This window comes from Candidatus Margulisiibacteriota bacterium (assembly GCA_041661965.1).
Taxonomy (GTDB): domain Bacteria; phylum Margulisbacteria; class WOR-1; order O2-12-FULL-45-9; family XYB2-FULL-48-7; genus XYB2-FULL-45-9.
This window is the reverse complement of the sequence record JBAZTH010000003.1, coordinates 490,638-504,180: the sequence shown is the minus strand read 5'-3', so window position 1 is coordinate 504,180 and position 13,543 is coordinate 490,638. Positions and strand designations below refer to the sequence as shown.

Sequence of the window (13,543 nt, the reverse complement as noted above, 5' to 3'; positions counted from 1 at the left end):
TTATCCTCTCTTTATTGCCTTGAATTTACAGGTTTTGTAACAGATCCCGCATTTAATGCATTTTTTCTGGTCGATCTTATGGAGATGTTTCGGCTCGCCGGCGATCGCCTGGGTCGGGCAAACCCTGGCGCAGGCGGTACAGCCGGTGCAATTGTCCTGGATCTCGTAAGTGATGAGCGACATACAGACCCCGGCGCGGCATTTCTTTTCGTTGATATGTTCGACGTATTCTTCGCGGAAGTTTTTGAGGGTGCTCAAGACCGGGTTCGGGGCCGACTGTCCCAGCCCGCAAAGCGAGGCTTTCTTGATCATGTTCCCCAACCGTTCCAGCTTTTCGATGTCCCCCTCTTTTCCCTTCCCTTCGGTGATGCGGGTTAAGATCTCGAGCATCCGTTTGGTCCCTTCGCGGCACGGGGTGCACTTGCCGCACGATTCATCCTGGGTAAATTCCAAAAAGAATTTGGCCAGATTGACCATGCAGGAATCTTCATCGATAACGATCATCCCGCCGGAACCCATGATCGAACCGGCCGCGGCCAGCGATTCATAATCGATCTCGGTATCGAGATAGTTGGCCGGGAGACAACCGCCGGACGGCCCGCCGGTCTGGATCGCCTTGAACTTCTTCCCACCCGGGATCCCGCCGCCGATATCGTCGATGATCTGGCGGAGGGTCGTCCCCATCGGAACTTCGACCAGCCCGGTGTTTTTGATCTTGCCGGCCAGCGCGAAGACCTTGGTCCCTTTGCTCTTGGCGGTCCCGATCGAGCTGAACCAGTCGGCGCCGTCAAGGATAATGACCGGGATGTTGGCCCAGGTCTCGACGTTATTGATCAGGGTCGGTTTGTCGAACAAACCGCTGACCGACGGGAATGGCGGGCGGGGACGGGGCATCCCGCGGGCCCCTTCGATCGAGTGGATCAAGGCGGTCTCTTCGCCGCAGACAAAAGCGCCGGCGCCGAGGCGGATCTCAATGTCATAAGAAAAATTCGAGCCCAAAATATTTTTGCCCAGGAAGCCTTCGCGGCGGGAAACTTCGATCGCTTTTTCCAGCCGTTTGATAGCTAGCGGGTATTCCGCCCGGATATAAACGATCCCTTTGCCGGAACCGACGGCGTAGCCGCCGATGATCATCCCTTCGATCACGGTAAAAGGGTCCCCTTCGATCGTGCTCCGGTCCATAAAGGCCCCCGGATCGCCTTCATCGGCGTTACATATAACATAGCGTTCGTCCCCCGGCGCTTTAGCGGTCAATTCCCACTTGAGGCCGGTCGGGAAACCGGCGCCGCCGCGACCGCGCAGGCCGGACTTCTTGATCTCGGCGATCACGTCCGCCGGCTTCATTTCAGTAAGAACTTTGGCCAGCGCTTCGAACCCGCGAACGGAGAGATAATCATCGACGTTTTCCGGGTCGATGATTCCGCAATTGCGGAGCGTGATCCGCATTTGTTTGCTGAAAAAATTAACGTCACCGAAGATATGCTGCGACCGGTCATGTAAATGTTCTTTGGGATAGATCCTTTTCGCTGCCATGTTTTTCTCCTTAATTTTAGTTAATGACCACTTCTTTAACGATCTCGTCTTTCTTTAAATGCTGGTCGACGATCTTTTGGGCGACCTCTTTGGTAACTTTGCCGTATTTGACCGGAGCTTTCCCTTCTTCCACGACTTCAACCGTCGGTTCCAGGTTGCAGCGGCCGGCGCACCCTTTTTGGCTGATGTAAATATTGAGCCCTTTGTCTTTAGCTGCCTGGAAAACAGCCATTGCGTCTTTGGACCCGGCCGCGATCTCGCAGGTCGCCATGCCGACATAGACCCGCTTTTTGGTAAGATATCCTTTGCTCATGATCCGATCGATGGCTTCTTCTTTCTTTTTCTTGACGATCTCTAACGGTGTGACCATTTTATCCCCTTCCTTTTGAAGTTTTCTCTTGCGCGTTGACGAAATAGATGACGTTTTCCAGTTCCATCACCAGGTTAACGTTGCTGATCACCGTGTCATCTTTACCTTTTAAGCGGATCGGCGCGAAATTAAGGATCCCTTTCACGCCGTTATTGACCAGGATCTCCATGACCCGCGGCGCGGCGACATCCGGCACGGCAACGATCCCGATCCTGACTTTATTGTTTTTAATAAATGGTTCAAGCTCTTCCAGTGGATAGATCGGGATCCCGGTAGATTGCCGTTTGGCCGGATCAATATCGAACGCGGCCAGGATCTTGATGTTCTCTTTTTCAAAACCCTGGTAATTCATAAGGGCGCCGCCGATGTGGCCGGCGCCGATGATGATGACGTTTTGGGTGACATTTTTCCCCAGGATCCGGTTGAGGCTCTCGATCAGGTCGTCGATCACATACCCGCCCCGTTTATTGCCGGTCACCCCGAAGATCGAAAAATCTTTTCTAACCTGGGAAGGAGTCACATCAGCCGCATCAGCCAGATTATCGGAGAAAACTTTAACAAACCCAAGCGATTTTAAGCGGTACAAAGCGTTTTTATAACGCGAGAGGCGGACAATACAAGCTTTATTTGTGACCATTCCTGCCATCTGTTGCTCCTTACATCACATCTAATGTGATTATTATAACATATATGCAACAGAAGACAAGCGATATGTGATAAATATCACATTATTATCGGGGCAGAATAGTTCCTTTAGCCGGCAATTCGACAATATTTTCGCCTTCAATATACAAGTTACTGGCTCTATCCCGCCGTAAAAAGAAGCCCGATTGAGGATCGGCAATAAACCAAAGCCCGTCTATTTCAACCTCAACCCACGCTAGCCGCCGGCCGCTGACTTGTCCCCGCTTGAACCGCGAGTTATAGCCCAGTTCCTGATAAGCAAGCTGAAGCGCCGCCGCCTGATGCCGACCGCAGCCGGAATGAGCCTGAAGGAAATTACCGAGAGAATATTTTTCTCCTTTAAAACTTTCTTCCGCGCGCCGCCAGAAACTTTGCCAGCCGGTCTCCGTATCGTCCCATTCTTCATTAAAATATTCGTGAACCAGGGCAAAAAGCCGTTTTTGCGGAGAAACAATGGCCTTGGCCGGTTCCCCGCCAAAAAGACCGGTTATCTTTTGCCAAAACGTTCGTACCAAACTATTGTTCGGCACCATCGCCCTGGTCATTTCGGCCAGGAATTCTTCGGTCGCTTCATCGCGCCTGATAGCGATAACTTCCCGCGCGCCCTCGTTTTGCCCCGGAATATTGACGCCATAATCCAAGCGTTCCGGATTATTCGCGTTAATATAGTCAACCCCGTTCCGGGTCGTGAAACACGAGCAGACGATTGGTTTAAACGCCGGTTCTTTGGCTACCGCCCGGCTCTTTGTTTCGGAGCACGGCCTGGCGCCGCCTTCAACGACCAGCGCGGCGGCATCGTCAAATGAATCCGGAGTTTTACTGATATTATAGCCGACCAGATAGTTAGCGGCCGCCCGCGGTTCTTGCGCCGCTAAACCCCGCCGTCCTTCACGATCGAGCTTTGCCAGATCAATTACGCCGTCGGTCACCAGAATCAGATAGGCAATGTCTTGGAGCTTTACTTCAATAAAATTATAGGGCAAATAGTAATCGGGAGTTGTCGCTCCCCCGCCCAAATGCTTGGCCAGCGCAAAGTTATTGATCGGATTGGGATATTCTTTACCGTTCTTTTTTCTGTACTCCCGTTTAATAACGTTAGCGATGGTATCGTCTTCGGTTAATTGAAGACAAGCGCCATCAGGTTTTAGCTGATAGACCCGGCTATCTCCGACCGAAGCGCAATAACTAAGCTTGCCTTGCGTCAAGCTTCTTAAAACGATCACCGCGGTCGTCCCGCAATTATACCCCTGAGAATTTAGCACTTGAGCCACATATTCAAAGGCCTCCTCGACCAGCTCTCTCATCGCGTCCCGTTTAGCAAGGGGACTTTGTTTTGACAAGTCAGCGGCGGCCGAGTTAAGACGCAAAGTATTTTGCTGGAAATATTCGGCGAAATAATTGGCGGCATCTTCCGACGCTTTGCGCCCGTCGCCCCCCGGAAGGCCGCCGCTGATCCCGTCAAAAATACCGTAAAGCTCAAACGGCTCTCCCCAAATAACAATCGGCCGGCGATCGATCAGCGCGAAATCATCCCCTTGGTGCAAATAATCGCCGATCCGCAGTTGGGCAGCGACCCGCTCGCCCGGCCGGTTCCGTTCGGCGCCTAAAAGCATAACTCTCTCCGGCATGGGGTGACCGGCCGGCGGCACTAAATCAAATGTTATTTCATCCCCATTAGGCAGGCGGAGAAGATCGCCGCGCTCGATCGGGGACCACTTTTCACCGGAAAGAGCAAAGGAATATTTTTCGTTCATAGCCGGGATCAAGGTCGCCGGTTTTCCGGAAACATTCCGGACATCCCACCCTTCAGCTTCATAATTGAACCGGAAAAGCAGATGTTCAGCAAGGGTTCCATCCAATAAAAAATCGGCCTGCGGTCCGCTCCCTAAGATAAGATTGCGTTTTGAACCCCTAAGCTGTTCGCAATTACGCTGTAGCCTGGCGCAGACACAGAGGTCTTTTCTGACCGGTTGAGCCGTCGCGGGCAAAGAGCCCGTCGTGCTTAAATGATTGATCCTGATCGTTTCAGCCATGCCTCTCCTTATAATTTCTCTTACCGGTTAATTATCGCTTAGAACAACTAAAAATTTCATATTTTCGCAAAATATCTCTGTAAATAGACCCTTGTCATTAAGGCGTATTGTTGCTATTATTACCCCGACATTCTCGAAGAAGAAGGGGGCCTTTATGAATTTGTCTTATTTTCTCCATTTAGTTTCGATCATGCTGGAAATGGTCGCGGTTGTTCTTGGCCTGATGCTGGCGCTCAAGAAGAAAAAACTTTACGGTTGGTTGATCTCTTTAACTTTTGTCATCTACGTTTTTTATGATATTTCCAATTTCCTGATCAATGCCGGGATCATGTATGCTCCATTCATGGACATTCCAAAAGAATTCCTCTACACCGTTTTCTTCCTGGCGACCCTATCGATCGTTTGGGCGGTTTGGGAAATGTACGTCGAAGCGAAGTGATTCTAAGATCGGCAGTGAATAACGAAGGCTGGAAGCGGCCAGTTGCCGATCGATAAAGCCTTGGGCCTGTTCCAGACTGCTGAAAAAAAGCTCTTCAACCTCCGTTCTCTGACAGCTGAATTTCGTCGATCCGTTGAGCAGCCGTCCTCCGAATAAGACCGTTATTTCTTTGTTGAGGGTGTAATCATCGGGCTTGGCGGAAGAAACGAAATATGGCCTGCCGATCCGGCGCAGTTCCCCGCCGATCAAACTTTCCCGGCCGATCCCGATCTCTTCCTGCATTTCGCGATAAGCCGATTCCAGCGGCGTTTCCCCGGTTAAAACATGCCCGCCGGCGGTCAGGTCGACTGTCCCTTTGACCCCGAACCGGTCGCCGCTGCGGCGCTGTAGCAGCAACCCGGCGTCGCCGATTAAAATAACCCGGGAAACAAGATGCCTTAAGCCGGTCAAATGAACGAACCACCGCGGCGCCTGGTAGCCGAGTTCCGTCCCTGCCGATTCCACGATCGGCAGCGTTTCTCTAAAACACGTCGGTCGGAGAATATTTTCCAATCGCTGGACCTGGCCGTCGAACTGTTTCCGGCCGGGAAGATTATCCCCGCAGTTATAAGCCGCGCGCAAGTGACCGATCAGACTGGATGTTTTTCTCCCGATCGCGGAGGCAAAGATAGTCATAAGACTATATAGCTGGAAAACCGGGAAAATTTCAGTTGTAATGGTAAGTGATATCAAAAGACATTTGTTTCATGGCCGCTTCGGGGGTCGCGTCGAATGAAACGTAAAGGCACTTGCCGGCGGCTACGCCGGCATTGGTTATGGCACTGGTCGATAAAACTCCGCCGGTCGTGGCAAAAGCGTTGATAACAATCGGGTTGGCGCGGCCGATAAAGGCGTCGGCGTATTTGATGTTGCCGGCCGGTTCCGTTGTCGGGTCGGTATCGCAGGTTACTTCCAGGTGGGTGACGGTTATGGCCGCGTCAGTTTGGGGCCAGATGCTGAACTCGCTGTCTTTGGCATAAACGCCGGCGGGATCGACTACAACAAAACGTAAATGACGATTTGCCGCCGTTGTCAGCGTTGAGCCGTCCGGAAATTTGATACTGCCGGCGGTTAGTTCGACCGTTCCGGCCACGGTTAATTTAGAAGTGGCCGTAGTCGTGCCGATACCGACGCGGCCGGCCGTGTCTATTGCCATATGTGCAGTATTGCCGTTGTCAGCCGTAAAAAGGATCTTTTGATTATTGGCCCGCAAAACCAGATCGCCGGCAGCGGTTCCCGTCAAAATGTCATTAGTGCTCCTGGCGGCTCCCAATAATCCTTTCAAAGTTCCATCAATCCGAAGCGAATACACGGGCCAACCGCTGGTTTGAGCATTAACAACCACGCCGGAACCGTTGCTGGAGGTTTGCAGGTAGAAGTTGCCCGTTTGCAAGTAGAAGTTGCCGTTGGTCAGGAACAGATTGCCGGTCAGGGCGCCGCCGCTGCCTTCAAAACTGGCCGCTCTCACAATCCCATTAACGATCACATTAGCCGAATTGGTCAGTGTCCCGGTCATGGTCCCGCCGGCTAACGGAAGTTTTGTGCTGTCGCTGGCGGTGATGTTTGACAAACCCGTCCCATCGCCTGAAAAAGCGGCGGCGGTAACAGTTCCGGTTGTATTGATATCCGTTGTCCCCCCTATTGTGCCGGAAGTAACGGCGTTGCCGGAAACTTTACCAGCGGTTGTAATTGTTGCTAAGTTGGAATCAGGGAGGGAGCCGGTAACTTTGGTCGTTAAATCAATGCCGGAATCTTTGACTTCGAGTGAAGAATTTACATTCCGTACAATAGTCAGATTATCAACTTCAGCGGCAGCTCCAGCCTCGCCAGTATCTCCTTTAGTTCCCTGAATGCCCTGCTCTCCTTGAGCGCCAGTCGCTCCTGCTTCACCGGTTGGACCAGTGGCACCAGTAGAGCCAGTTGCTCCTTGAATTCCCTGGATTCCCTGAATACCTTGTTCTCCTTGAGGACCGGTAGCGCCAGTAGCTCCTGCTTCACCAGTGTCGCCTTTAGTTCCTTGGATCCCCTGAATACCTTGTTCTCCTTGAGCGCCGGTAGCGCCTGCTTCACCGGTAGGTCCAATCGCACCAGTAGAGCCAGTTGCTCCTTGAATTCCCTGGATACCTTGTTCTCCTTGAGGACCGGTAGCGCCAGTAGCTCCTGCTTCGCCAGTATTTCCTTTAGTTCCCTGAATTCCCTGAAGACCTTGCTCTCCTTGAGGACCAGTAGCTCCTGCTTCGCCGGTAGGTCCGGTGGCACCAGTAGCGCCAGTTGCTCCTTGAATTCCTTGGATTCCTTGAATGCCCTGCTCTCCTTGAGGACCGGTAGCGCCAGTCGCACCAGCCTCGCCAGTATCTCCTTTAGTTCCCTGAATGCCTTGGATACCTTGCTCACCTTGAGGACCAGTCGCTCCAACTTCACCGGTCGGTCCGGTAGCGCCAGTAGAGCCAGTCGCTCCTTGAATTCCCTGGATTCCCTGGATACCCTGTTCACCTTGAGGACCGGTAGCGCCAGTAGCTCCTGCTTCACCAGTGTCGCCTTTAGTTCCTTGGATCCCCTGAATACCTTGTTCTCCTTGAGGGCCGGTAGCGCCTGCTTCACCGGTAGGTCCAATCGCACCAGTAGAGCCAGTTGCTCCTTGAATTCCCTGGATACCTTGTTCTCCTTGAGGACCGGTAGCGCCAGTCGCACCAGCCTCGCCAGTATCTCCTTTAGTTCCCTGAATGCCTTGGATACCTTGCTCACCTTGAGGGCCGGTAGCTCCTGCTTCACCGGTTGGTCCAGTGGCACCAGTAGAGCCAGTTGCTCCTTGGATACCTTGGATTCCTTGAATGCCCTGCTCTCCTTGAGGACCGGTAGCGCCAGTCGCACCAGCCTCGCCAGTATCTCCTTTGGTTCCCTGAATTCCCTGAATTCCTTGCTCTCCTTGAGAGCCGGTCGCTCCTTGGATACCTTGGATTCCTTGAATCCCCTGCGGCCCTTGAAGGCCTTGTTCTCCTTGAGGCCCGGCCTCACCGGTCGGACCTTGCGGTCCGACGATTCCACTCCCCCAGACCGGAACACCGGCGGCATCAACTTTTAAAACCTGATCGGTTGTGCCGATCGAAAGTTTAGAAATGGTATTGGTATTGGAGGAATAAAGAATATCTCCTTTAATGTAAGTAGTCTGATTGGTCCCACCCCTGGCTTCCGTTAACGTCCCGCTCGAAATATTAGACGCGTTTAATCCGGTCACGGCTGACGCATCAACGGCCGGCAGTTTGGCTGAAGCGTCGAGCTGAACTATCTTATTGGCCGTAGTGCCGGCGTCGACGGAAAGAATGCCACTGGTTGTGATCGGCCCGCCGGTCAAGCCGTTCCCGGTATTGACCTCGGTAACCGTTCCGGTGCCGCTGCCCGCTCCCCAAGCCGGAAGCCCGCTATTAACTTGTAAGACTTGTCCGTTTGCGCCAATCGTTAGCTTGGAAAGCGTGTTCGCTCCGGACGCGTAAATAATATCGCCGGTCGTATAAGCTGTCTGGCCGGTTCCGCCGCTGGTTTCGGCTACCGGCGTCGCCAGTGAAATTGTACCGGTAGTTGTGATCGGCCCGCCTGACAAACCGGTCCCGGTATTGACCTGGCTGACGGTCCCGCCGCCGGTGCCGGTGGCGGTCAGCGTAACAATGCCGGTCCCGCTCCCTTCGTCTCCGGAAACCGAAACTCCCGACCCGGCCACGATTTGTTTCACAAACTGGCCGGACGCCGCCGAAGATCTGGTGATCGAATTATCCAGGACCGTTTCCGCCACGCCTGAACGAAAAGCATAAGCAGCGGAAACGATCGGCGTGCGGGGAGAAATTATTTCGCCCGCGATGGAAATTTCAATATAGCGGACCGGACCGCTGAAGAGCGCGGGATTCAGCGCGGAAGAGGTGCCGAGCAAAACGCTAAAAACTCCCTGGCTGTCAGGCACAACCGCGTGCTCCTCCGGTCCCCAGACCAAATTACCGGCGGTTTCGGCGTCATAAAGACTGAATTTTAAGGCCGTGGAGGAGACAACGGGACTGCCTCCGGAATCGGTGATCCTGCCTTCATAGGCGATCTGGGCCGGGACCGCTCCCCAGCCGATCCCGATCAATAATATTCCCCAGGCAACGGACATGATTGTCTTTTTCACTTTTTTCACCTCTTTGTCGCTTCGACAATTTCGGGTGTAATTTTATCTTCGCCGACCTCGATCGCTCTGGTGACGGCGGCGTCGCAAAACTTAATTGCCGATCTGGGAATGCCCTGCGACAACTCATGGATTTTTTCCAGAGCCGAGACCGTGAAGGGATGGATCCCTTTGCCGCCGGCATTTTCGATTCTGATGATTATCAGCGCTTTCAGATCTTCAAAGTTCAGCCGTTCCAGGCCGATGTTCAGCACAATGCGCTCATAAAGGGGCTTGATCTCATTTTTGAACTTTTCGGTGGTTTCGGGCAGGCCGGCCATAACCAGTTTCACTTCGTCGAGATCGCCCAGGGTCCGGAGCGGCCGCTCAAATTCAACGCTGAATTCATGAGCTTCGTCCAGCAGCAGGATCAGGCTTTTTCCCAGCTTTTTCCTTAAAGCATCGAGGTTGTAAATGTCATAGTCGGTTGAATTTACGCCGAGTTTATAATATATGGCCTTGATGATTTGAACGATCGATTGCGGCGGCCGGGGAATATAGATCGGATACGCTTCAAGCCGCAGATAATTGCTCAACCAGCGCAAAAGCGTGGTTTTACCGACACCCAGCGGACCGGTGATCAGAATGTGGCCGCTTTTTGCCGCCACTTTTTCAAGGATCTGTTTGACCTCGTCGCGATAGCCGGTAAACAATTCCGGATGAATGTCCAGGGTAAAAGGATTTTTGCGCCAGCCGGTCTTCTGATACCATATTTTTTGTTCTTTGGAGATCTCTCCCCGTAATTTTGACCCGATCCAGGCGCCGCAATTCGGGCAAAGGTCCGTGTTGGGCGAGATCTTTGTCCGGCAGTTAAAGCAGTGTCCGATGTTTTGGGAATAAAAGATCCTTTTTCTAACGGCCTCGATAATCGGTTTGAATATCAGCCGGAGCAAGAAGGCCAGACTGACCAGGCCGATCGCCAAACTGCCGAAAAACATCCAGAAACGCCGCTCGGCCGCCCGGTTTTCTTCGCGGACTTTTTCTTCGATCCGCTTGAGGTATGAGGCGGCTTCGAGGTTGTCGGGCGAGATCATCAGAACTTCATTAAAATAGTTGAAGGCCTGCGCGTAATCGCCGTGATAGTATAAATTTTTACCGGCGGAAAGCTTTTGCTTAAGCATCAACTGCAGGGTTTCTCTTTCTTTCAACACAATGCGCTTTAATTCCAGGGCCGGTTCATATTTTGGATCGAGTTTCAGGCTGGCTTCCAGCTGTTTCAAGGCGTCCGTAAAATTTCCGGACATGTACTGCACCGAAGCCTTATTGAAATGTTCCACAGCCGAGGGTTTAGCGGCAAAAGAGATAAGTTGAAAATAAATCATAAAAAAGATAAAAGATAAGATCAGGACCCTTCGTTTAGTCATTGCCGCCTCCTTTGGTTTTAAGCACTTTTTCAACCCGATCCAGCATCGCTTTGATTTCTCGGTTTTTCGGATCGAGCCTCAACAATTCCCGCAAGTCCCCTTTTGCCTTCTCGTATTGCTGGGTGGTCAGATGGACCCGCGCCATGGTGAAAAGCTTGAGCTTTAATTTCAGCAGGTCCTCCTTTTTAAGGGCCGGCGGTTTGGGCCGTATGGCCGGGGCCGCGGGCTTCCTGGCTTTTATTTGTCGTTTTGGCTGGGGCGCCTTTGCTTTTGCCGGCTTTATTTTCGCCGCGGCCGGCGGTTTTTGGACCGTCCGTTCCGGTCGTACGGTCGGCAGTTCTTGGAGCGTTGTCACCGGCGGCGCAGGCGGCCGGACGACTGATTCTCTGGTTATTTCCAGCCCGATCAGAGTGACCAGCGCCGGTTCCCCGATGAAAAAAGAATTGGTTTGGCCTTCAAAGGTCTTGCCTTCCACGTCGGTGGCTGTCAGCCCGGCGCTGTATCCCCCTTTTTTAAAACCGTACGGCACTTCCCACAACCCATGCCAGATATGAGTGCGCCGTTCAAAATCAAGCGTCAGCGTTTCTCCGTCCGGCATTAAAGCCGTAACTTTAACGACGTTGGCAGGGGCCCCGACCACAAGATGCACCAGGTCTCCGGGCAGATAGGTCCTCGGCCGCGCGCTCGATTGCGGCAAGTTAAAATTATCGGCTGAAAATGCCGGCGAAATAATAAGCAGGCCCAAAAGCAGGCAAAATATTTTTTTCGTCACATTGTTTCTCCCGTTAACGCGGACCATTTTTCACCGCGGAAGGAAATGGAGAGATAGGTTGTCGCGAGATCAGGATTATTATAATAAGGATGAAAAGCGTAATCAACGCGAAAACCGGAAAGGAGCACGGACACCCCGAAGGTCGGATTCCAGCTGGTCAGCGTCGGGCTTGAGGCATCGAGGCTCTGATCGAGCCCCGTTCTGGCAATAAAAAAATTATTTATTTGCCATTCCGCGCCCAGGTGGCCGGTAACCGCCCTGCCGCTTTGCGCGGGGATATCAAGGTCGCCGGCCAGTAGCAGAGCATTGCGCCAGGGCTTCGGCCGAATCGCGATCCCCAGCTTGTTGATGCCCGCGACCGTTTCTTCCGCGCCGCTGCGATATTTTATGACCCCGCCAAGATCGACCGGCAAAAGATTTTGACGATTGAAACCAAAACTTAAATATGGGGAAACGACGTATTTAAGCCCAAAATCGGCGCTGTATCCGGTGGCGGACTGGTCCGAAAGGCCGACCCAGCCGCGATTGAAAATTTTAGCGTTAAGGCCGAAATATATCCCTCGTCCGTAATCGAAAAACAAAGCCAGCGGAGCGCTATAGGTGGCAATAAGGAGATTATCATAATAATCGGTGACGACAGGCGGATCGATGGGTATCAGAACCTGGTTTACGCCGGTGGTTACATAACCGAGACCGAACGTCCCGAAGCGTGAAGGAATGATACCGGAAAATTCCGAATAATAGATGTCCCCGAGCAGATTGGTAAACATTGACATGGCTTCAGGCGCCATTAGGCCGGCCAACCCGGCCGGATTGATGAAAATGGCGTCCGCGTCTTCGACCACGGCGGTAAACGCCCGGCCCATACCCAGCGGCCGCGCTCCGCCGCCGATGAGGAGCGCGTCGGTTGTCTGCGCGTCGATCGTCGCCGCGAAAGAAGAACCGGCGATTGTCAGCCAAATCAGCGGGATTGCGATTGTTTTCATTTTAAAATTCCTAATTTCAGTTTGCTTAATAATTTAGCCCGGCCCTCCGTTTTTGCGGTAATGAAAACAATATAAACGCCGGCCCCGGCTACCGATTTGAAAGCGGTTATACCGCTCCAAACAACTTCGTTCTGTCCGACCTGGCCGCCCGAGGAAGCCGCCGGATAAGTTCGCGTCCAGATCTTTTCGCCGCGCATATTAAAGATATCGATGATGATATCGGTATCCTTGCTTAAATTGTACTTGATGGTAACAATTTTAATAGAGGGATTTTGCGAATTGGGTTCGACCCTTGTTTCCACCGGCGCCGTCAGTTCAATTTCCGGCGCTTCGATTTTAAAGCCGGCGGCCAGCAGGCCGCTTTGGCCGTCGTCATTAATGACTTTCACGTCCCAGATTCCCGTCACTTTTTTAAAAATATTAAAGCGACAGTTGATTTCTTCGGCGGAGGTTGCGGCGACTTCTTCGCCGTTGATGTCGGTTTCGCCTGTTTTGGAGAGGCGGACCGTCAGCCCGGACCTGAAGGCCGTGCCAGTAATCTTCGTATCGATAGACTGCTGGTCGTTGACCCCCCTTGCCGGCGCGATCGAAATTACCGTCGGAGCGGAATAAGATATTTTGAACGCCGAGGGAAGAGTTCCCGCCCGGCCGTCGGGATTGGTAACGGTCAAATCCCAAAAACCGGCGGTCGCCCCGGACAGGTCAAAGACGCAGGTAATCTTGCCGGAATTAACGACGGTGACGCCGGTTGCGGCAAGGTCATGCCCGCTTTTTGACAATTTAACGGCGGCGCCGCTTTGAAAATTAGCGCCCGACAGGCTGGTGATGTTGACAATCATCCCGCTGATCGCCGAATCGGGAATGATGCCGGTCACAATCGGCCTAAAAATTACGCCGGCAAAGTAAACGCTTCTTAAAAAGCCTTCGCCGATCGAAAACCCGGAGCCGGCGGGAATTCTCGGATAAAGAAAGCGGGCCAGGCCGCTGACGCGATAAGAGGCTGAAATCCCCGCGGCGGATCCCAGGCTTACCGCGCGCGCGGTGATTTGATATTGCGAATGGCTTTTATTTTCTGAAAGCAACAGACAGCCGATAATTATCAACGCCAGAAAGATTCTACCTTTTCCCACC

General features: G+C 52.7%; 11 protein-coding genes and 1 pseudogene. 2 read left to right on the top strand and 10 right to left on the bottom strand.

Annotation, left to right across the window (positions count from 1 at the left end; translation table 11 throughout):
- From WC772_08220 to WC772_08210, 3 genes and pseudogenes are all read right to left on the bottom strand, one after another.
- A pseudogene (locus WC772_08220) lies at positions 1-1,612 on the bottom strand (NADH-ubiquinone oxidoreductase-F iron-sulfur binding region domain-containing protein).
- 292 nt (positions 1,613-1,904) lie between these two features.
- Positions 1,905-2,549: a redox-sensing transcriptional repressor Rex gene (locus WC772_08215; protein MFA6170730.1), complete on the bottom strand. Its 645-nt coding sequence runs from the start codon at positions 2,547-2,549 to the stop codon at positions 1,905-1,907.
- An 85-nt stretch (positions 2,550-2,634) separates the two neighbouring features.
- Positions 2,635-4,620 carry a protein phosphatase 2C domain-containing protein gene (locus tag WC772_08210; GenBank protein ID MFA6170729.1) on the bottom strand — a complete coding sequence of 662 codons (1,986 nt, stop codon included), beginning with the start codon at positions 4,618-4,620 and terminating at the stop codon, positions 2,635-2,637.
- A 154-nt stretch (positions 4,621-4,774) separates the two neighbouring features.
- On the opposite strand from WC772_08210, the gene WC772_08205 reads away from it, so the two are divergent.
- A complete protein-coding gene (locus tag WC772_08205) occupies positions 4,775-5,059 on the top strand; it encodes a hypothetical protein (GenBank protein ID MFA6170728.1) in 285 nt (94 codons plus the stop codon).
- On the opposite strand, the gene WC772_08200 is transcribed toward WC772_08205, so the two are convergent.
- The 3 genes from WC772_08200 to WC772_08190 all read right to left on the bottom strand — a co-directional run bounded on the left by WC772_08200 (position 5,012) and on the right by WC772_08190 (position 8,170).
- Positions 5,012-5,734, bottom strand: coding sequence for an NUDIX domain-containing protein (locus WC772_08200; GenBank protein MFA6170727.1), 723 nt, complete (start codon positions 5,732-5,734; stop codon positions 5,012-5,014). The genes WC772_08205 and WC772_08200 overlap by 48 nt on opposite strands.
- A 31-nt stretch (positions 5,735-5,765) precedes the next feature.
- On the bottom strand, positions 5,766-6,668 hold the full coding sequence (locus tag WC772_08195) for a hypothetical protein (GenBank protein ID MFA6170726.1): 903 nt from the start codon (positions 6,666-6,668) through the stop codon (positions 5,766-5,768).
- A 221-nt stretch (positions 6,669-6,889) separates the two neighbouring features.
- Complete coding sequence (locus WC772_08190; GenBank protein MFA6170725.1) at positions 6,890-8,170, bottom strand: hypothetical protein; 1,281 nt, start codon at positions 8,168-8,170, stop codon at positions 6,890-6,892.
- A gap of 506 nt (positions 8,171-8,676) precedes the next feature.
- Between WC772_08190 and WC772_08185 the strand changes: the two genes are divergently transcribed.
- Complete coding sequence (locus tag WC772_08185; protein ID MFA6170724.1) at positions 8,677-8,904, top strand: hypothetical protein; 228 nt, start codon at positions 8,677-8,679, stop codon at positions 8,902-8,904.
- A gap of 355 nt (positions 8,905-9,259) precedes the next feature.
- On the opposite strand, the gene WC772_08180 is transcribed toward WC772_08185, so the two are convergent.
- The 4 genes from WC772_08180 to WC772_08165 are packed head-to-tail and all read right to left on the bottom strand — an operon-like array spanning position 9,260 to position 13,542.
- Positions 9,260-10,654, bottom strand: coding sequence for an AAA family ATPase (locus WC772_08180; protein MFA6170723.1), 1,395 nt, complete (start codon positions 10,652-10,654; stop codon positions 9,260-9,262).
- Complete coding sequence (locus tag WC772_08175) at positions 10,647-11,426, bottom strand: hypothetical protein (protein ID MFA6170722.1); 780 nt, start codon at positions 11,424-11,426, stop codon at positions 10,647-10,649. The genes WC772_08180 and WC772_08175 overlap by 8 nt, the downstream gene beginning before the upstream one ends.
- Positions 11,423-12,412 carry a hypothetical protein gene (locus WC772_08170; protein ID MFA6170721.1) on the bottom strand — a complete coding sequence of 330 codons (990 nt, stop codon included), beginning with the start codon at positions 12,410-12,412 and terminating at the stop codon, positions 11,423-11,425. Before WC772_08170 ends, WC772_08175 begins: the two co-directional genes overlap by 4 nt.
- Complete coding sequence (locus tag WC772_08165) at positions 12,409-13,542, bottom strand: hypothetical protein (GenBank protein ID MFA6170720.1); 1,134 nt, start codon at positions 13,540-13,542, stop codon at positions 12,409-12,411. Before WC772_08165 ends, WC772_08170 begins: the two co-directional genes overlap by 4 nt.
- Between the last annotated feature and the right edge of the window lies 1 nt (position 13,543).

Coding starts and splice junctions, on each gene's coding strand:
- WC772_08180 (MFA6170723.1), bottom strand. CDS start 10,654: ATGACTAAACGAAGGGTCCTGATCTTATCTTTTATCTTTTTTATGATT.
- WC772_08190 (MFA6170725.1), bottom strand. CDS start 8,170: ATGCCGCCGGTGTTCCGGTCTGGGGGAGTGGAATCGTCGGACCGCAAG.
- WC772_08200 (MFA6170727.1), bottom strand. CDS start 5,734: ATGACTATCTTTGCCTCCGCGATCGGGAGAAAAACATCCAGTCTGATC.
- WC772_08210 (MFA6170729.1), bottom strand. CDS start 4,620: ATGGCTGAAACGATCAGGATCAATCATTTAAGCACGACGGGCTCTTTG.
- WC772_08205 (MFA6170728.1), top strand. CDS start 4,775: ATGAATTTGTCTTATTTTCTCCATTTAGTTTCGATCATGCTGGAAATG.
- WC772_08215 (MFA6170730.1), bottom strand. CDS start 2,549: ATGGCAGGAATGGTCACAAATAAAGCTTGTATTGTCCGCCTCTCGCGT.
- WC772_08170 (MFA6170721.1), bottom strand. CDS start 12,412: ATGAAAACAATCGCAATCCCGCTGATTTGGCTGACAATCGCCGGTTCT.